The organism is Janthinobacterium pasteuri, assembly GCF_051380775.1.
Taxonomy (GTDB): domain Bacteria; phylum Pseudomonadota; class Gammaproteobacteria; order Burkholderiales; family Burkholderiaceae_D; genus Janthinobacterium.
The window spans coordinates 179,992-198,462 of sequence record NZ_JBNYXS010000001.1 but is presented as its reverse complement, the minus strand read 5'-3'; the positions used below and the strand labels follow the sequence as shown (position 1 = coordinate 198,462).

Here is an 18,471-nt window from a genome sequence, read left to right as displayed (position 1 = left end):
AGAGTCGGGATGTTTTTTGCTTCCTGTCCAGGGCGACGTAGGCTTTACCCGTTGGCTTCATGAAGCCGGACAGTTTGACGGGTATGACGAGGCTTGCGATACCGCCTCTGTGAACTGTCACGAAGGATATTTTGTATCGCAGGTTTTATGCACGGAGGTGTGTAAGTGGATTCAGTAACGCCTGAATTTGTCTTGGCTATTGCAGTAGTCGTCATCTTCTCCTTGGGCTGGATTGCCGGGGGGCAACGATGACGATAAGCACCGTTGAACTTGAAGCCTTGTATAGCTTAATGGGCATCAATATATTGTGGTCGGGATTTGCTGGATTTTTTGGCGCATTCAATTTTAGTCATTTAAAAATTGTATTTCAACAGGAGCGTATTGATTCTCTTCCAGTACAGGAAAGGAAATTGGCTCAGGAAATACATGACAAGAAATGTTGTCAAATGTATTCGCCGAAATTTATGCCGGTGATTTGTGCAATTTCTCTCCTATTTTTTATTTCGATTGGAGAATTGATGTGATGACGATGATTACCACTGATGTTGATTGGTTCAACAGCTTTATTGTTGCTCAGATCACATTTTCTTGGATTGCTGGCTTTCTTGGTGTGATTCTTTACAAATTTACATTTTTCATTTTTTGTTATGAGCGCAAGTTGGCGTCTAAAGTGCGGTGCAGAGAGGGGGGCAAGTGAACATTCTTCTTGAATCTATTTGGCCGGTTCTGCTATTGACCTCACTTTTCGTCGCCTTTGTGTACCTCGCTAAGTACGTTATTCATCGGATCGTTGATCACAAATGACCATTTATCAAGCTGTTGGCTACTGTCTTACCGCATTCGGCTTGGGATACGCGGGTGGCGCGATTAGACGTATTGCACGTCAAGCTATTGAGGCGCTTGATTGAACCCTTGTTTTACTACAGTAAATTTATCGTAGCACTCCCCGGTGTTGCCAAACCGGGGTTTTATTAACGGCATTTTTTTAGAGAGTCACACATGAACGTAATCATCAAACAGGCAATGGTAGCCGCTTCCGCAATGGCCGCTACCGGTGCAGCCTTCGCAGCTGGCGACCCGGGCGTCGAGGCTATTACTGCGCTGTCCGCGCAAGCCCAGACCTACATCACTGCGGCTTTCGCAGTCGCCGTGCTGGTCGCTGGTGGCTTCTGGGGTATCAAGATGATGAAGAAGGCTTTCGGTAAAGCTGGCTAATCCTATTCTGGGATTCTACCTTCGGCCAGCGTTTAGCGACTCTGGCCGTTTTTTATGCGCCTCACACCATGACATCTATCAAGAAAATCATCGCTGTCACTCTTGTTTCCGCCGCGCTTGTGGTCGTTCCTATGCGCTCGCAGGCTATCGTCCCCATCATTGCGGCTTGGCTGCTTGAGCTGACTGGTGGTTCTATCCTTATCGGCGACTTGATTGCTGGGCAGACCGGCATCATTAGTGCGATTCTTTGGTGGGACTGCAATAAGTTCGCATTGAGCGCGCCTTGCACCAGTAAGACGCCTATTGCTTCAACCCAGCAGCCGAAACCGGCGATTACGGTGAGTCTCAAGCCCGATAGCAAGCGTCAGAATCCTGATCCGAAAAAGTTCAATGATCCGGCAGCCGGTAGTGCCAAGCGCGATGTGACGCCTAAGCCCGTCATCGCTGCTTCTGGCAAAGGGCCTCCAGCTACTGCCCAAGATGTTCCTGGTGTTCCAGTTGGACCTTCCGATATCGGAGTGCTTAAGCAGGCGAATATCGGTGTCGCAGGTACGGATGCTGAAGTGCAGCGTGCTCAATACAACGGCTCATATTCCGCTGGCGGTCTTGTGACCGGGATTTTGGTCGTTCCCCAAAAGTTACCGGCATCGCCGCTAGCCATTCCGTTCATTGCATTGCAAACCACGTGTGTGACTAAGAAGGATCAGGATTATCCGGATTGTGTCGGTCCGATACGTGCAACAGAGGATTATCTTCAGCAGTTCAACGGTGGCAAGTCTATCAGCCGGGCTGTGATCGAGTGCTGCACCGGTAATGTCCATCGCTACGTCAGTGTCGCCTACTTGTTCGATCAGTCTACCGATGTGACTTTGGCGTGTGATCCTGGCTATGTTGATAGTGGTCAGGATCGTAGTGGTAATTATCAGTGCAGTTTGACCGACATTAGCAAGGTAAAAAAGCCGATTGATACCACTTGTGAAGTGTTATTTGATCCGGCTACAAAGCTATTTATGACTGACCGGGCTAATCCAGCCTGTGACGGCATTGACGATACGTCCAAGCTGACGCTCTCATCTGCTGACGGCTCTAAGTCGGTTGAGGTCGGAGCAAACGTTGGTAATGGTTTCGATATTGGGATTACAAAGCAGGACGGTAGTAAGACTGGCCTAGATACTGGAGTATACGACCCTGGGACCGGGGGCTATGTCATCGTTCACGTCAATATTACGCCTCCCGAGAAACCCGACAACGGCTTGGGTTGTGGCGGTCCCGGTCAAAGCGCGTGCAGCGTTGAGTTCGCGCGTGACGATGCCACTAATATTAAGTCCAGTGACACAAACGCCGCCAACCGTACTGCGGACACGGGCATGAAAGGCAAGCTCGACGCTATTAGCTCAAGTCAGTTCAACTGGTCTTTCATTCCCTCAATTCCTACGGCTGTCTGTAAGAATCCATCGCTCAAGAGTCCCATAGGTAATGTTACCGTCAGCATGGATATTTGCGTCTGGTTCGAGCGGCTCTCGTTCTTTATCAACGCTGTGCTTGGTGTGCTGTGTGTTTACGGCTGTGTTAACCAAATTCAGTCTGCCATTCGAGACTGATCATGAGACGATTCCCTTTCCTAATGCTGGGTTTATCTGTAGTAGGCCTTGCAGTTACAGCCTCGGCCAATGCGCAGACCACTAGCACGGCATGTGGTGGCTCTTCGCAGCCTCGTTGTCAAGTCACTGCACCTGCCGATCAAGCCACAACCGGTTACACGAAATCAAACACGGACAATATCGGCTCTTGGAATACTTATTCTCAGTCGCAGGTCAATGTCGCATCGAACCGTTTCACTTGGTCGTTTGTACCAAAAATTCCGACTGCGGCCTGCGTCAATCCCATGATCGACGGTCCCAATGGTAGTGGTGCGGTGATGATGGATATTTGCTCCCCACTTGCCACTTTTCAGACGTTCATTAATGGCGTCTTGGCTTTCTTCTGTCTACTGGGCTGTGTCCAGCAAATTCGGGCCGCACTGGCCGTCAACTAGGAGCATCATCATGTGGGCAACTCTTATTGGTTATCTTGGCTTCGAGAATACCGCCAAAGTCGGGATGCGCGTTTGGGCCGTCACCACGCTAACGGCAATGGTCGCAGCGTTATGGGCCGCTGGCCAGGTCTGCGCAAACGTTGTTTGCGGTCCCGTCATTCAAGGCATTAGCCAGTCTCACCCTAACTTCGCTGTGGGCTTGTCGCTTGCATTCAACCCGGTCACGTACACGCTCGCCAGCGTGTATTGCAGCGTGTGGGCAGCATGCGCCCTATACACGTATAAGAAGACCATCCTCGACAAGCTGATCTGACATGGCCGTTTACGCTATCACCGGCAAGCTCGGAAGCGGTAAAGGCAAGGGCGCGATGAAGCGGTTGCGCGACTACCTGCGCGCTGGCAAGCGCGTTGCGACTAACTGTGACGTGTTCATGGAGCATATGATGCCGGGGCAGTCGAAGCAGACCGTTATTCGTGTGCCGGACAAACCCACGGCAGCGGACCTGTACGCCATTGGATCAGGCAACCGCTTCATCGACTTCGAGCCTGTGCTCAAATACACCGCCAAGGGGATCGAGTACACGCCGCCCGCGCCGCAGCTTCTCCCCGGTTTCGATGAGTCGCACAATGGGGCGCTGTTCCTCGACGAATGCGCGTCCTGGTTGAATACCCGGGACTTTCAAGCTGGCGGACGTAAGGAGCTGCTGGAATGGGCGATCCATGCACGTAAGTACGGATGGGATGTGTACTTCATCTGCCAGAACATCAGCCAGATTGACAAGCAGTTGCGCGACAGCCTGTTCGAGTACGTGGTGCGCATGAACCGCCTCGATCGGATGAAAGTGCCGTTTGTTTCGGCCGCCTTCAAGCTGATCACGGCTGGCTTCAGCGACGGCTCACTGCCCCGCATGCATATCGGGGTGGTGCGCCTCGGTTGCTCTCCGGATGGCGTCGTAGCCGACCGCTGGCACTTCCGGGGTGATGACCTGAACCGGGCCTATAACACCACACAAGTGTTCTCGGACAGCTACCCGCACGCTATCCACTGCTTGCTGCCTAGCTGGCACTTGCAGTCACGCACTGGCATCCGTCCTAGCTTCGTTGGCCCTTTACGTATTCCCCAGGACTACGAACTGCTCGCAGTCCGCCCGATTCCTCCCAAACCACCGCACAAGCACATGACCAAGTTTCTCGCAATCGCTCTAATATTTGGCCTCGTACTCGGGGGCGTAGGCTCCCATGTACTTAGACCGATGTTTTTCACCCCCTCTGTCGCCGTGGCCGATGCTGCCAAGCCGGTCAAGTTCTCCGAGACCGTTACTGGCAAAGGGTTTCTCACCAATTCCGGTTCGGTGAGCGTGGTTCTTTCCGATGGCCGTGTTGTATCGCCGCTGCGCTTCAAGTCTGGTGCCAGCGGCTGGGAGGCCGAAATCGAGACAGGTCTGTGGGTCAGAGGAGGTGCGCAATGAGACGCTTCCTGTCTTCCCTTCTCCTCGCCCCGGTCTTTGCGTTTGCCGCACCTGCTCCGGCTCCGGTTTCATTGAGCTTTGATGCTACGCCGCTGATGGCGTTCGGCGAAGCCATGTTTAAGGCGATCATGCATCGGGACTTCGTGGTATCACCCGACGTTATCGGAATCGACAAAAGAATTACGATCAAAGTAAAGAACATCGACCTCACCGAGCTGCCACGCTTCGTTGAAGACCTGCTGCTTCGCGAAGGAATTGCGACAACGCTCAAGGGCGGTATCTACTACTTGTCGCTGAATCGTGAGAGCGGCCCTCAGGATGTCATTGCAAGCCAGCAGCTACCTGCGCACTCGGCTAGTCAGGCAATGAGCCTCGGTAGCCCGCAAATCGCGCCGATGGGCATCGATGGTCACGTGATGCAAGATGCCGCAGGTTTTCAAACGCGGAAAGAAGACGAAGAATCGGAACTCTTTGCTCCCATTCACCGGACCAGCGAATTTGTGAGCGCAGTTGTCGCCGCTGGTTTCGGTGCTAAGGCGGCCACCGTCGCTGGCGAATTGGTAGTGCTTACTGGCTCTAAAGCAGCTGTGTCCAAGATGCTTTCGTTGTGCCGTAGTCTCGACACGCACGCCAAGATGGTCGACGTCTCGGCATCGTGGATTGAAGTCACTAACAGCAGCGGCTCTGGCCGAGGAATTTCATTGGCGGCTTCCTTTCTGGGGGCCAAGCTGGGAGCCTCGCTCGGTACAACTAATTCAGGTTCGGTCATCAGTCTGAAGAACACACGCTTTGAGCTGGTTATCGATGCGCTGAACAGCGATACCCGTTTCAAGCAGGTTACGAACAGCCGTCTTGTTGGCTATGACAGGACCAAGCTTAAATTGACGGTGGGTGACAAGACGGCCACTGTTTCCAGTAGTGGCAACGACAATGCAGGCAATCGGGTTCAAAACATCGTGTATACGCCGTCCGGGGTCATTATTGACGCCTTGCCTCGCGTATTGGGGAGCGGAGAAATTAGCCTGGACGTGGACGCGCAGATCAGTAGCTTCAAGGCAAATAGTAGCGGGCTTGTCGGGTCTCCGACACTCATCCTGCGCCAGTTGACTACCACCGTAGGTCTCAAAGACGGTGACGTAATACTGTTGGGCGGCTTGCAGGATACCCAGTCGTCGGAATCGAAATCCGGGTTGAGTTTCCTGCCTGCATCATGGTCCGCTGGGTCGGACAGCAAGACTCAGACCGATCTAGTGCTCGTGGTATCTGCAAAGGTCTTAGAGGACTAGGGTAAATTGTATTGCTATTTGCAACAGCTGCAACTGGCTGATGAACGAACGTTTCATCGTCGTATGTTGTTGCGATTCTGGGATTATCATGGAATGGTTGGACGGGGTAAAGGCTCAGCTAAATGAGGATGGCAACTCGGCTCAATCACGACGCGCACTCGACTTCTGAGTGTTTATGCGTACATATTTTGGGCTTCGTCCGTCAGGAAACTTTGAAGGCCTTGACCGGTTTTATCAACGAGAATTTACCGTGAAAAGTCGCTAATACCTAGCTGTCGGTACTGACACCGACGCGATCAAGGCGATGGGAAATCGTTACCCCGTACCAATGATCAAAGGAAAAATAATGAAAACATATGTTCGCCTGACTGATGCCGGTTTCGCCGCCAAGATGGAAGATGGGCGTTGGATAGAGCGCTCCGATTTGCTTGACCTGGCTCATGAGCTACACGCCGCTGGTGTAAGTGCTGACGATGTGTCTTGTGGCGATTGGCGCGAAGGAGAGCATGTTTTGATGTCAGGCCAGCAGGTCGCCTTGAAGTTTGAGCTGCGCCGCCTTGGGTTGAGCGGATGATTATATTCTTGCATGTTGGTGCTGAAGTCTAGTTGCCCTTCAGGGGCAAACCCGAGCGGCTCTAGCAATCTGAGTGTTTATGCGTGAAAATTCCTCGGTATGCCAGTCAATGGAGCGTTGAACGTCATAAGCCGTTTCAACGACGAGGATAGCCTCTACGTTTACATGGCTAGTTTGAGAGATGCATCCATGGAAATTTTTCTTAATTTGCATGTGCGGCTGTTTGGTGTAAGGTCCATTTTTCTATACTTCTTGTTTTTTTACCTCAGTTGAGGTTAAAATTCAGGAAGTAACTACTTTGGGGAACCCTATGAGCGCGCATCAACAGCAGCAAAATAGTACTGAAGTCTCACGTCTTGAAGAACTCTTTGGCTTGACGGTTGGTCTGTTTCAGGATGTTGTTATGGAAGGGGTACACGCTCGTACTGCCGGCACATCACATCATCCAAAAACTTATCCTGGATATGCCCAGTGGGGTGAGACTGTACGTGCGTTGCGAGACAAGTGCGTGCCGTTAGGTTGGTTCCCTACGGACGAGAATAATTTTCCATTGTGTGTTCATGATGAACGGAAAATTTCGATAGCTGTGCAGACTGGCGATCGGGAAACTGGTACGAGCGCTACTCCTTCTAATCGTGCTCCTAAGGGGGCAAGTACAGAGGAGGCGATTGCTGTGAATCAACGCCAGCTATCGCTGTTTGATGGAATTCCCATGTTACCTGGCCGAGATGATGAATCCCTTCACAGTATGTGGATTCTGCTCTATCACGTCGCTCAAAATGAGGTGCGTTTTGAACTTTCTCTGCCGATGCAGATGGTAGGCGGAAAAATTCGCTCTTGGAAGGAACGTATTATTTTTCCAGCGATTCCGCTGGATGGTATTGAGATTAACTTTGGAGATGACGATGGCCCCCAATTTGACGTATCTGTCGAGAGGAAAGGGTGATCAGGGCTCTGTAACTTTCAACCCTGCACGGTTGACCTTTGCCCGTACTAGACGTGGCTTAAAGAAGACTGATCTCGCAAAGCAAGCAGGGATAACGCCGCGATCAATTACGGCATATGAAACAGGAGAGTTCCCCCCGGATGCTGAACGTTTGAGATCTCTTGCTCAGTTGCTCAAATTTCCAGAAACTTTTTTCTTTCAAGATGAGGCAGTTGAAGAGCTTGAGGCGGATGCTGTAAGTTTTAGAGCAATGACGAAGATGAGTGCGACGCTGAGGAATGTCGCTCTCGGGGCAGGGGCGATTGCTGTTCAATTGAATGAGTGGATCGAGAAGCGTTTTAACTTGCCGTCACCTGATTTACCTGAGTTAGGACGCCACAGCAGCCCTGAGGCTGCAGCAGAGGCGTTACGTAGTCATTGGTCATTGGGTGAGCAATCGGTCAAAAATCTAGTTCATCTTTTGGAGGCAAAAGGTATTCGTGTTTTTTCTTTGGCAATTGATGCCAAAGAAGTTGATGCATTTTCAATGTGGTGGAATGGAACACCTTTCGTGTTTCTTAATACGTTGAAAACAGCGGAGCATAGTAGGTTTGATGCTGCGCATGAGCTGGGGCATTTGGTAATGCATCGACATGGCCAGCCACATGGACTTGAGGCAGAGAAGGAGGCAAATGCTTTTGCTTCGGCTTTCTTGATGCCTGCCAAAAGCGTACTTGCAACTGGTTTGCGATTTCCTACGTTGGAAACTTTAATACGTGTAAAAAAACATTGGGCTGTGTCGGTTGCTGCATTGAATTATCGTTTGCGTTCAGTTGGCCTCACTACCGAATGGATCAATCGGAATCTATGCATTCAGATCGCCCAGGCTGGTTATCGCACAAGCGAGCCACAGTCTGTACCGAGGGAGACGTCGCAGCTTTTGGAGAAGGTTTTTGATGTACTTCGTGACGAGGGGGTGGGGCGTGCCGATATTGCGCGAGATCTTCACGTTACGACGTATGAGATAGATGAACTTACCTATGGATTATTGAAAGTGGGAGCTGTGCCGGATAAAAAGGATGTTGTGCTGTCGTCTGCGTCTGCGCCAGCGAAGGTTCGACCTCAGTTAACTATAATTAAATAGGTTTTGCACTGCTTGTAAGTGGTGTCCTGAGATGGGAGCACATAGCGCATTTTGTGAGCTAAGTTGATGCCCTGCCATTAATAATGGGCATTTATCTATGCGCGTTGGTGCCGATGTCTTTGGTGAGGATGATGATTGTTGATATCGAAATGTTGCAATTTGCACATTTAAATCCTCGCCACTTGATTTTCCTGCCTAAACTATGGGCAGATAAAGTAGTTGTCAAATATTCAAAATTGCATTAATGTCTATCTTTTGTCACTTGGAAGTACTGTCAGTAACATCTTTCATGAGCGTTTGTGACATAGTCGTTGACAAATGTCGAATTTTTCCAGCTGTCCGGTGTGTTGTGTGGCACCTGATGAATTGATTATGCTATGATGTAGTTCTGGTGGTGGAGCTAACAGGTACGGCTCGCAGGAGTGATGCGATCGATCCATATTTCTTTGTTAAAGAAAACCTTGGTGGCCGTAACCTATAGCTTTAGGGGAAATATTTTGTTGGTATAGTCGGTTTTATTTCGATGCGCTGGCAAGGTATTCATTGTGGTGCAGAACGGACCTCTCTGACTCTGCTGATAGTGCTCAATTTCTAGGTTCTTGGGTACTTCGAGTGCGCCTTAATTAAGCGCTACTAACCAAACATTGCGGCTAGAATCCATAGATACTCTCGCCGATAAAAAATTCCCTGAATGAGAAATCCTTCAGGGTTTTTTTTTAATATAAATTCTAAAAGGCTGATGCTAATGTTTAGTCCCGAAAATATCGCAATATTAAATCAATTATTTCTTGATGAATCTAAAAAATCACCTACAATATTGGGGGCTAAGATTGGCGATATAGTAAAGAAGCAGTTTCCTGATAGTAACATAAGAAGTAATTATGGTTCAGTTAGAAGTTTTGTTGAGAAAAATTTCTCTGGAATTTTGAGAATTTCTGGGCGCCAAGGAATTGACAATGTTTACGCATTCAATGCTGGAGAGTTTCCAATTGTTGCCGATGGTGTTGCATCCGCAAGAATTAATGATGCGCCAGTCGATAAGTCTTTAGTTAAACCTAGCTTTGAAAAGCAGGTGATGTCCCAGAAAGTGCCAATTTCTGATGATTTCTTAAGGGTGGCAATTAAAAATTCAATTGATTCGATGACGTCGGAACAAATCAGACAATTAGCAATTCCTGCAGGAATTCTCTTAGATGCAATTAATAAAACGAATGGCCGCTAAGGAGGGGATAGTTCTCGCTTTGGTCTTTCCAAAAAAACGTTTTGCATCGCTTGAGAAAATACTCGATAAATTTGCGATAAACGATTGGCGGATCAGCGACTCCCTGTTTCTTATTGAGGTTGAGGATCAATACGTTAATAGCTTAGGTCACGCCAAAGCTGCCGTTAGGCGGCGTTCTCATGAGTTTGGCTTAGTAGATAAATCAGATAATATTCGCTATATAGTGATTGATGATTTTGGTAGTGATCTAAAACGGCAAATAACGTGGGTGAAGCATACAGAATTTGTGAGTTGTTCTACTTTCAAACATCTCAATGATGGCTTGCTTGAACTTCGATTGAAGGAGTGGAAGCTAGACTGGAAGTCTTCTGTCGTTAGGGAAGTGAACAAGTGGCAACATGATGCCCTTGCTGAGAAAGAAATCGAGCAATGGCTTGATCAGTTTGACAAAATTAGTGATGGTCGTTACCGTTGGGTCGGGGAGCGATTGTTGAGGAATTTTAAAGTTATTTCTTCCCAAGATATGACACGCTCTTTTGAGCGGAATTACTCGGAAAACAAAGAATTTAAACAGATTTGCATTATTAGGTATGAAAATGGGAAAAGTGCTGACTCAATTTCTGTAATGATAAGAAAGCAGCTTTCTCATTTAATAGCTGATAATAAGGTTTTGGAATATCGCGAGTTTCTAGAAAGTGATGTTGTTGTCGATAGTTATGTTTTCGAGGATGGAGCTTTTACAGGAATTGAAATTAGTGATTTTTTTTATAGCCTAATGGGAATTAGCGGATATACGAAATGTGCGCGGCTTACTGAAATTGGAAGATTAAACTCTTTGGTTACTAACGTCTTCTTTTCATTGGCGACTGATGTTGGTATTTATAAAATTCAGCAAGCAATAAAAAAATTAGATATCTCAGTTAATGTGGTTTTTGATAGTTTGATTGAGGTTTTATCGGATTCTGGGCGTGCAAATTTAGAGGCAGGTTCTTTGTATGAATTGGACGATCATGGAAAAGAAGTACTTCGCTTTCCAGACTTAGATATTGTTCCACAAGCTTTCCTGGATACTAGATGGGGGAGCCGTCGTGAGGAGGCAATTAATTTTTGCCGAAAAGTTGGTGTCCAGCTTTTTAGAAGTTATCAAGAAGGCAAGGGCAAGGCTTGGACAGAACGTAGGATTCATGATTGCGCATTGGGTGCAGGAAATATGGCATTATTAATTGCATTTTCTCATTCTTTGCCAAAATCCACGATTCCATTTTTTTGGTGCCATGGAAAAGGTGAAGATACGAGAGGGCGGGAATTTTCATGGAAGCCACTTTTTGCAAGTGCTCATTCGCTTTGATATGAGTATTGCGAGAATTTTTTCTAAAGAATATATTTTTGTTATGTAAGATACCTTACTTCGGTCAAGGGTCGCACGGAAGCCGCAGCGGATTTTTTGAGGTTTTTTCTCAAAAAAACGAACGGGTGAGTACGAAGCGTAGCGGTCCCTTGACTGGCCACCTTAAAATACGCTTGTCGTTAGGGGGGGAGGGTATCCCCGCCCTGACGACCGAGGGCGCTCGGCGGGGTTTGGGGCCGAGCCCCAAGGTGTTCGATTTCATCATGCTTGTCTATTCACCATTGCTCGAATGCTGTCAACAAACTGTCAACAGCATTGCTGGATACTGCAGGTGCAATGTTGTTCAGATTCCAGTAACTTGTTGATTTTATGCTTAATGCATGGATATAGCTGGGATGTGCTAGCGACTCATAATCCGTTGGTGCCGTGTTCGACTCACGGGAGGCCCACCAGAATTTAGCAATAATAGAATGAGCCCCGGCGGGTGACTGCCGGGGCTTTTTTCGTGCTGTCGTACAATCGCGGCTTGGTGCTTTGATGAAGGATGAAACAAGATGACGGCTGAAGTGAAGATTGACGATATCGTGGTGGGTGACGGCAAGGCGGCGGCGCGCGGTGCGCTGATCACTGCGCACTACCGGGGCTGGCTGGAAGATGGCACGGAGTTTGACTCGTCGCATCAGCGGGGTGAACCTTTCCGCAGTGTGTTGAGCAATAACAAGGTGATCCAGGGCTGGATTGTGGGTTTGCACGGCATGCAGGTCGGCGGCACGCGCAAGCTGTGGGTGCCGGCGGCGTTGGGGTATGGCGAACGTCAGGTAGGGTTGATTCCGCCGAATTCCAATTTGATCTTCGAGATTGAGTTGCTGGAAGTGCTGACGCGCGACTGATCTCTGGAGGCGCAATCAGGCGGGCAGGGGACTTGCCTTGACTCCAACTTTTTGCGTGAGCAGTTTTTCGATGTCGGCGCGCAGCGCCTGCTGGGTGGGGAAGTTTGCATAGCGCAAGGTCACGTAGCCGGCCAGCCTGAGCATGGCGTCGCGCTCCTTGTCGTGGCGTTCGCGGCCAGCGTGGCTGCGGTCGTCTAGCTCGATGATGGCGATGACGTTCAGTTGCTGGCTGCACAGGACAAAATCGGCCACCTTGCGGTCGAAACGGTTTCTGTTTGCCCATCCCTTCGCCGTCACCAGCGCGGAAAACGCCACTTGCGCCAGCACCGTGCATTCTGGCAAGGCCGTCTGCAGCAGCTGGGACATCTGTTGTTCGCGCGCCGTCATGACGGGTTTTCTTTGCAGCCTCAGCGGCCTGCGGGGCTTGGCAGCCTGGCGCGTGGCCAGCATGGCAAGGAACAGGATCAAGGCCGCTGTGGCGAGCAGGACGATGAAGGGAGGCATGGGCTGGCACCAGGGATGGTCAAGTCCTGATGGTACGCGAGTAGCGGCATGTTTTCGTGCCGCTGGCAGCGTATTTCAAGTAGCGCGCTTGTTACCGATCAAGCTTGTTTCAAGTTGATCGGCACCACGTCCAGCGCCGGCACGATGTCATGCAGGCTGGCCACTTCATAGGTGGGGATGGCGGCCGAGGCATTGGCCATGCTGTCCGGGTTGAACCAGCAGCTGTCGATGCCGTAGCGGTTCGCGCCGAGGATGTCGGCGTCCAGCCGGTCGCCGATGATGATCGTTGTCTCCTTGCGGAATGTGCGCGCCATGTTGGCCGCGTATTCGAAGAAGCGCACGTCCGGCTTGGCGTGGCCGCACGCTTCAGAGGTGGCGACGAAGGAAATGTAGTCGCTCAGGCCGGATGCGGCGATACGGCGGTTCTGGATGGATTCGACGCCGTTGGTGATGATGCCCACCTCACCGATGCGCGATAGCGTGTCGCACACTTGCTTGGCGCCATCGATGAGTACGACCGTGTCCGGCAGGGACTCCAGATACAAACGGCTGGCCAGTTCCGGGTCGATGGCGATACCGTTCAGTGCAAACGTCTTGCGGAAGCGCTCCACTTTCAGGAAATCCTTGCTCACGTCACCCGTCTCGAAACGTTTCCACAAGTCGACGTTAATCGCCTGGTATTGAGTGAATAGCGCGTCGATGCTGTCGCGCAAGTCCAGTTCGTGCATGGTGTGCAGGAACGAGCGTTTTTCAGACGCCCTGAAATCGAGGAGGGTATCGTCCAGGTCAAACAGGAATAATTTGTATTTCATGGCATGTTGTTGAAAGCGTGGAAATCTATCTTGCATCGTAGCACGTAGCGCTGAGTTCGGTTGGCCGTGCCCTGTGCGGGCGATCCGCTACAATCGCTGCCAGACCCGTTACCTTCACTCCATTCCCTTTCATGACCCAGCTCTCTGTCAACGTCAATAAAATCGCCCTGCTGCGCAATTCGCGCGGCCGCAACTTCCCGGACCTGCTGGCGTTTTCCGCGCGCTTTCTCGACTTGGGCGCCGCCGGCATCACCTTGCATCCGCGCCCGGACCAGCGCCATGCGCGCTACGACGATGTTGCGCCATTGCAGCGCCTGTGCGCGGAGCGGGGACGCGAGCTGAATGTGGAGGGCTATTCGTTCGCTGTGTAACGGCTGCGACGCACTGTTTGACGCCTGGCAAAGCCATGCGCAGGTAGCGCTCGGTACCGGCATACAGGCAGTCCACCTGGAACAGATATTGGGGGTATCAAAATTGATGTCCCAGCGTTGATACAAGGTGCCGGCGCGTGTCCATTCCCTGACCGGGGCCAGGATAGGCAGGGCTTCACCGTCTGCCGGCGGCTGATCCGCCGGATAGGACAGCACGCGCACGCCGTCGAGCTTGGCGGCTGGCAGGTTCCCGGTTGATGGCGCTGCTTGTGGGCAAGAAACGGACGCAAAGGGAGCTGCGGCAGCTGGCCACATCGCTGCCGCACCGATGAGCAATGCCAGCAGTGCGAGCGGCTTCATTCCACCACCGAATAGAGTTCGGGGCGATTCGATGCCCCTGCCGCCGAACGGCCAAAGTAAATCACGCGGGCCTGTGGTTGCGCCACTGGTCGAAAATTTCAATGCCGCCAGGCACCTGGCGGATGAACAGCGCCGCATGGTTGCCTTGCCGCAGATTCTGATAGCGGCCGTTGACGAAGGTGGCAAGCACCGTGCCTTTCGACATGCCGCCTTTTTCCAGCAGGTCCGGCAGGTTGTTTCCTTCGCGCCAAAGCGAAGCGGCGCGGGCGCCAGCGAGGTGTCTGACCAGGGTAACGCACTCGCCATTTCCCACGATTGGCTTTGCATCGTCGGCGCGCGCAATGTAGGGCTTATCGTTTCTCTCTGTGGTTGACGATAGAGAGCGCGTACGCAGGGCGCGGGCAAGCAGCTTGATGTGTGTCAGAGCCGTGCGGAGCATTGACATGTGTCATGGCCCTGCCTGGCGCACGGGCATGCTTACATATCCACCCACCAGTTGAGCAAGGTTTCATCATCGTCGTTATCGAGGTTGACGTAGATATTGGCGAAGTACCATTCCACGCCCGTCGCCGTGCGGAAGGCATCGAAGGGACCGTTGACGTTGTAGATGCCGTGGTGTCCCGGCACGCTGAAGGTAAGATTGCCCTTGTACTGGCCGTCCAGGGTGCCGCCCAGCTGGCTTTGCACGTCGCGTTCGAGCTGGTCCACTGCTTCTTGCGGTACGTCGTCGGCGTAGATCTGGATGCAGAAGTTGCCACCGCGCTTTAATACTTCGGCGGGGGCCAGCGGGTCGGCAATGTTGACGATGTCGCCGCGCGCCAGGTTCAGGGTCAGGCCGGGCGAGGCCAGCAGTTCGTAGACGTGCTCGTCAATCTGGCGTGCCGGCAGGGTTTCATACACGGGACCGTCTGTGTTTTCGCCTGCCAGTACGCGGATATGCGGCAAGCCTTCGCAATTGATGTCTTCCATTCATTCTTTCATAGTGCAGGCGCCTTGCGCTGCGCGCCGCGCCAGGGAGGGGTTTATGGCAATATTGTACCGGGTACGTGCCAGCTGGCGGGGTACGCAACCGTGCAAACGAGGAGAGGCAATGGAGAAAGTGGTGCAGACAGGCGGCTGTTTATGTGGCGCCGTGCGGTTCCAGGTGACCGGTAAGGGCAGCAATCCGCACAGCTGCTCGTGCCGCAATTGGCAGCTGGGCACGGCCAATGCACCTGCCACTTACCGTTCTTCCGGGTATTCCAGCCGGGGCTTTTGCGCCGCTTGCGGCAGTTCCATCGGCGCCATCGACGATGCGCCGACGGTAGCCTTGCTGGTGGGCAGTTTTGATGATGCTGCCCATGCAGCCTTTGCGCCCGAGTACCACTCGTTTGAAGATGCCAGGCCGGGCTGGTGGCCGGTCGCCAGCGTTGCCGCCCGTTAGGCGCGCCGTGCTACAGTGCCTGGCCTGCAGCGCTTTTCAAGTGCCCGGGATACAAAAAAGGCACGCCGTAGCGTGCCTCGATAGGGTGCCTGGCGGGTTGGCGCCAGGCTGCAGGAAGCTGTTTAGAAGCGGTAGCTGGCGCTGATGCGCAGCACCGGATACGCCTTGAAATCCTTGACCTTGTCGGACAGTTTGTCGTTTTCAGCGGCCACGTCCGTTTTCAGGGCGGCGCACACCAATGGGTCGCAGCCGCTGTTGCGCAGCGCGGTTTTCGGCGCTCCCTGGAACAATACACCGATGTCGGTGGAAATGCCCCAGCCAGCTTCTTTCACCGGATTGCCCCAGCCGATGCCAATGTAGGGCGCGACTTTGCGGAAATCGATGGTGCCGTCCAGTTGGCCCGCACTGGCTGCCGTGTAGGTATTACCGTTCAGTGTGTAGCTGCCAGCCTTGTTCGGCTTGCCTTTGGCATCGATTTTATTGCCGTTATACACCACGCCACCGCTCACGCGGAAGGCCCCGTCCATGGGAAAGTAGTCGAGCAGGGCATCGAAGGTGCGTAGCTTGAGTTTCAGCTTGTAGTCGACATCGTCGGTGCTGGAGTCGTAGGAGTAGTTCAGGAAGCCTACGCCGAAACGGGCATTCAGGTTCGATTGCAGTGGCACGCTCAGGTGCGCCCCAACGCCAGTCGTGCCCAGGTCGGCCGCGATGGCTATTTCTGCCTGGGCTTGGCTTGCGCAGAACATGCCAGCCAGCAAGGCGGCGATTAGATGGTGCTGTTTCATGCTTACGGACTCCAGTTGTTAGTCAAACCACGCGTCATATACGCCAATGGAAACTAAAGTTTCCATGTGGTAATTTCTACGAGGATGATAGAGGCTGGAATGGCGCAAGGCAATACTGGCGCTACAAGGTGTTGCTTTCCTGTCGCAACACCCTGTACTGGTTTACTTCTGGCTACTTAGTTATGTGCGCTGATGCCGCTGCGAAACTGCTCGAAACCGGCACGGGCAGCCTTGTAGCAATTGCCGGCGGCCACTTCCAGGCCTTCGCGGTCAAGCACTTCGACCGTGCCGCGGCGGTACTGGATCAAGCCTTCGTCCTGCAGCTTGCGGGCCGTAACGGTGACGCTTTCACGGCGCACGCCCAGCATGTTGGCCATGGTGTCTTGCGTGACCTTCAGTTCGTTCGACAGGGAACGGTCAAGGCGGTCCAACAGCCAGCGGCACAGTTTCTGTTCGATGCTGCAATGACGGCCGCCCACCACGTTCTGTGCCATTTGCGCAAACATGGCGCTGGTGTAGCGCATCAGTAATTGCGCCAGCGCACCACCCTCATTGAACACTTCACGCAGGAAGGCAGTTTTCAAGCGGTAGCCGTAGCCAGCCGTCTGTACGATGGCGGTGCAGGTAGCGCGCTCGGCTTCGTACAGCACCACGCCAGCGACACCTTCGCGGCCGATGACGGCGATCTCGGTGGTGGCGCCGTCTTCCATCACATACAGCAGGGAAACGATGGCATTGGTGGGGAAATACGTGTATTCAATCTTGCCGCCGCAATCGTACAGGTGCTTGCCGGCAGGTAAAGCGACCAGTTCCAACTGGCAAAAAAGGCGCTCCAGATCGGCGCGCGACAAGGCGCGCAGCAATTCGTTCTGTTGCGCACCGGTGATGCTGATCATGGGCGTGGCTGGTGCGGCTTGCCAGTTGTGCTGGGCGGCGTGGCTATGCGTGACTGGGGTCAGGTTGCTATAAGCTTTGTACATGGTAGGGCCTCGTCTTCTGATTTTGTTGGATGGCGCTGCTTTTCTGGCTTGCTAGCGTTGTGCTGAATCTTGTATCCACTATAGGACCAGGGGACGCTGCTGGGCATCGGATGAGTCGACGTGCTTATGTAGGCTAGGAACATTGCCTCGTGTCATCCAACTCCTACGCCTGCTTCTGCATTCTTCCCTGTGGACGCAACGGTGTCTGGGCAAAAATGCGACACGCTGCCCGCTACACGCGAACTTTGGCCACAAGCAGCGGTCAAACCACTCTGCGTGGTAGTGCAACGGCGATGAAATATTGCCTTGTGGAAATTAGACCCGCGTTTCGATAGGAGCTGCTGCGCTTGCTCTTCAACCCTGGTCAGTTCCGCTTAATCTTCCCTCACTGCCCTCACTGCCCGCGTCGTGCAGGTGGCGGTGCGCGCGCCTGTCTTGTCTCGCTTACCCGTTTAATGAAGGAAAGCAACGCATGAAATGGTTTGTTGATCTGAACATTGCCACCAAGCTGATCTTGACGTTTGGCGCCGTGCTGTTGTTGACGGCAGCGCTGGGCGTGTCGGCGAGCTTTTGCATGGCGCGCACCAATACCGCGTCGACGGACCTGTCCACCAACTGGATGGCCAGCGTGCTGGCAGCCATGTCCATGCGCAGCGATGTCAGCGATTTCCGCCGCTGGGAACTGGCGCACGTGCTGGCCGCGCAGGATGCCGACATGGCGCAGAACGAAACGCGCATGACGGAAACGCAGACCAAGCTGAAGGCCGATGGGGACAACTACCGTCGCCTGATTTCCGAACCGGGCGAACAAGAGGTCTTCGAGCGCTCCATGTTGAGCCTGTCGCTTGAAATGAAGAAGGAAGAGGCGCGCGCGCTGGCCGTGGGGCCGTCGGCCAAGGTCATGGCGGACAGGATGGTGACTCTCGATAAGCTGGTGTCGATTCACACGGACGGCGGCGTGCGCTCGAGTGCCAGCGCCAACGCAACGTATGCGGCCGCGCGCGCCAGCCTGATCGGCATGCTGCTGGCACTGTGCGTGGCGCGCAGCGTGGCGAGCCAGGTGGCGGCCGGCGACTTGGCGGCGCATATCGTTGTGCAATCGCAAGATGAAACAGGGCAATTGATGCA

General features: G+C 52.7%; 21 protein-coding genes and 1 pseudogene. 16 read left to right on the top strand and 6 right to left on the bottom strand.

Annotated elements, in window-relative coordinates; genetic code table 11:
- Window positions 1-248 precede the first annotated feature (248 nt).
- The 13 genes from ACQ4WN_RS00855 to ACQ4WN_RS00795 all read left to right on the top strand — a co-directional run bounded on the left by ACQ4WN_RS00855 (window position 249) and on the right by ACQ4WN_RS00795 (window position 12,108).
- The gene (locus tag ACQ4WN_RS00855; protein WP_436549845.1) at window positions 249-524 is read left to right on the top strand and encodes a hypothetical protein; all 276 of its coding nucleotides are present in this window, start codon (window positions 249-251) and stop codon (window positions 522-524) included.
- A gap of 475 nt (window positions 525-999) precedes the next feature.
- On the top strand, window positions 1,000-1,215 hold the full coding sequence (locus ACQ4WN_RS00850) for a major coat protein (protein ID WP_436549844.1): 216 nt from the start codon (window positions 1,000-1,002) through the stop codon (window positions 1,213-1,215).
- A 68-nt stretch (window positions 1,216-1,283) separates the two neighbouring features.
- Window positions 1,284-2,816 (top strand): hypothetical protein, encoded by a 1,533-nt coding sequence (locus ACQ4WN_RS00845; RefSeq protein WP_436549843.1) that lies wholly within the window; start codon window positions 1,284-1,286, stop codon window positions 2,814-2,816.
- 2 nt (window positions 2,817-2,818) lie between these two features.
- Window positions 2,819-3,250, top strand: coding sequence for a hypothetical protein (locus ACQ4WN_RS00840; RefSeq protein ID WP_436549842.1), 432 nt, complete (start codon window positions 2,819-2,821; stop codon window positions 3,248-3,250).
- A 10-nt stretch (window positions 3,251-3,260) separates the two neighbouring features.
- Window positions 3,261-3,563, top strand: coding sequence for a hypothetical protein (locus tag ACQ4WN_RS00835; protein ID WP_070345888.1), 303 nt, complete (start codon window positions 3,261-3,263; stop codon window positions 3,561-3,563).
- A 1-nt stretch (window position 3,564) separates the two neighbouring features.
- Window positions 3,565-4,719, top strand: a complete 1,155-nt coding sequence (locus tag ACQ4WN_RS00830; protein WP_436549841.1) for a zonular occludens toxin domain-containing protein — start codon at window positions 3,565-3,567, stop codon at window positions 4,717-4,719.
- Entirely contained in the window at window positions 4,716-6,005 is a 1,290-nt protein-coding gene (locus ACQ4WN_RS00825; protein WP_436549840.1) for a type II secretion system protein GspD, read from the top strand. The genes ACQ4WN_RS00830 and ACQ4WN_RS00825 overlap by 4 nt, the downstream gene beginning before the upstream one ends.
- 346 nt (window positions 6,006-6,351) lie before the next feature.
- A complete protein-coding gene (locus ACQ4WN_RS00820; RefSeq protein ID WP_436549839.1) occupies window positions 6,352-6,579 on the top strand; it encodes a hypothetical protein in 228 nt (75 codons plus the stop codon).
- A 310-nt stretch (window positions 6,580-6,889) separates the two neighbouring features.
- Window positions 6,890-7,525, top strand: coding sequence for a hypothetical protein (locus ACQ4WN_RS00815; protein WP_436549838.1), 636 nt, complete (start codon window positions 6,890-6,892; stop codon window positions 7,523-7,525).
- Window positions 7,485-8,648, top strand: a complete 1,164-nt coding sequence (locus ACQ4WN_RS00810) for an XRE family transcriptional regulator (RefSeq protein ID WP_436549837.1) — start codon at window positions 7,485-7,487, stop codon at window positions 8,646-8,648. Before ACQ4WN_RS00815 ends, ACQ4WN_RS00810 begins: the two co-directional genes overlap by 41 nt.
- Before the next feature lie 691 nt (window positions 8,649-9,339).
- Window positions 9,340-9,870, top strand: a complete 531-nt coding sequence (locus ACQ4WN_RS00805) for a hypothetical protein (RefSeq protein ID WP_436549836.1) — start codon at window positions 9,340-9,342, stop codon at window positions 9,868-9,870.
- Entirely contained in the window at window positions 9,842-11,218 is a 1,377-nt protein-coding gene (locus ACQ4WN_RS00800; protein ID WP_436549835.1) for a phosphoribosyltransferase-like protein, read from the top strand. The genes ACQ4WN_RS00805 and ACQ4WN_RS00800 overlap by 29 nt, the downstream gene beginning before the upstream one ends.
- 554 nt (window positions 11,219-11,772) lie before the next feature.
- Window positions 11,773-12,108, top strand: a complete 336-nt coding sequence (locus tag ACQ4WN_RS00795) for an FKBP-type peptidyl-prolyl cis-trans isomerase (protein ID WP_436549834.1) — start codon at window positions 11,773-11,775, stop codon at window positions 12,106-12,108.
- A 15-nt stretch (window positions 12,109-12,123) separates the two neighbouring features.
- On the opposite strand, the gene ACQ4WN_RS00790 is transcribed toward ACQ4WN_RS00795, so the two are convergent.
- Both ACQ4WN_RS00790 and ACQ4WN_RS00785 read right to left on the bottom strand, forming a co-directional pair.
- Entirely contained in the window at window positions 12,124-12,612 is a 489-nt protein-coding gene (locus tag ACQ4WN_RS00790; protein WP_436549833.1) for a DUF2726 domain-containing protein, read from the bottom strand.
- A 98-nt stretch (window positions 12,613-12,710) separates the two neighbouring features.
- Window positions 12,711-13,424, bottom strand: coding sequence for a YjjG family noncanonical pyrimidine nucleotidase (locus ACQ4WN_RS00785; RefSeq protein WP_436549832.1), 714 nt, complete (start codon window positions 13,422-13,424; stop codon window positions 12,711-12,713).
- A gap of 131 nt (window positions 13,425-13,555) precedes the next feature.
- Between ACQ4WN_RS00785 and ACQ4WN_RS00780 the strand changes: the two genes are divergently transcribed.
- Window positions 13,556-13,795: a pyridoxine 5'-phosphate synthase gene (locus tag ACQ4WN_RS00780; protein ID WP_436549831.1), complete on the top strand. Its 240-nt coding sequence runs from the start codon at window positions 13,556-13,558 to the stop codon at window positions 13,793-13,795.
- Between the two features lie 421 nt (window positions 13,796-14,216).
- Here ACQ4WN_RS00780 and ACQ4WN_RS00775 read toward each other — a convergent pair whose 3' ends face one another.
- Both ACQ4WN_RS00775 and ACQ4WN_RS00770 read right to left on the bottom strand, forming a co-directional pair.
- Window positions 14,217-14,600, bottom strand: coding sequence for a BPSL0067 family protein (locus tag ACQ4WN_RS00775; RefSeq protein WP_436549830.1), 384 nt, complete (start codon window positions 14,598-14,600; stop codon window positions 14,217-14,219).
- Between the two features lie 32 nt (window positions 14,601-14,632).
- Complete coding sequence (locus tag ACQ4WN_RS00770) at window positions 14,633-15,124, bottom strand: DUF4265 domain-containing protein (protein WP_436549829.1); 492 nt, start codon at window positions 15,122-15,124, stop codon at window positions 14,633-14,635.
- A gap of 121 nt (window positions 15,125-15,245) precedes the next feature.
- On the opposite strand from ACQ4WN_RS00770, the gene ACQ4WN_RS00765 reads away from it, so the two are divergent.
- Window positions 15,246-15,578: a GFA family protein gene (locus ACQ4WN_RS00765; RefSeq protein WP_436549828.1), complete on the top strand. Its 333-nt coding sequence runs from the start codon at window positions 15,246-15,248 to the stop codon at window positions 15,576-15,578.
- Window positions 15,579-15,700: 122 nt separating this feature from the next.
- Here ACQ4WN_RS00765 and ACQ4WN_RS00760 read toward each other — a convergent pair whose 3' ends face one another.
- On the bottom strand, window positions 15,701-16,363 hold the full coding sequence (locus ACQ4WN_RS00760) for a hypothetical protein (protein WP_436549827.1): 663 nt from the start codon (window positions 16,361-16,363) through the stop codon (window positions 15,701-15,703).
- 176 nt (window positions 16,364-16,539) lie between these two features.
- Entirely contained in the window at window positions 16,540-17,259 is a 720-nt protein-coding gene (locus tag ACQ4WN_RS00755; RefSeq protein ID WP_436550086.1) for a Crp/Fnr family transcriptional regulator, read from the bottom strand.
- A 556-nt stretch (window positions 17,260-17,815) separates the two neighbouring features.
- Here ACQ4WN_RS00755 and ACQ4WN_RS00750 point away from each other — a divergent pair.
- Window positions 17,816-18,448 (top strand): annotated as a pseudogene (locus ACQ4WN_RS00750) (MCP four helix bundle domain-containing protein); the annotation flags it as partial.
- Window positions 18,449-18,471: the final 23 nt, after the last annotated feature.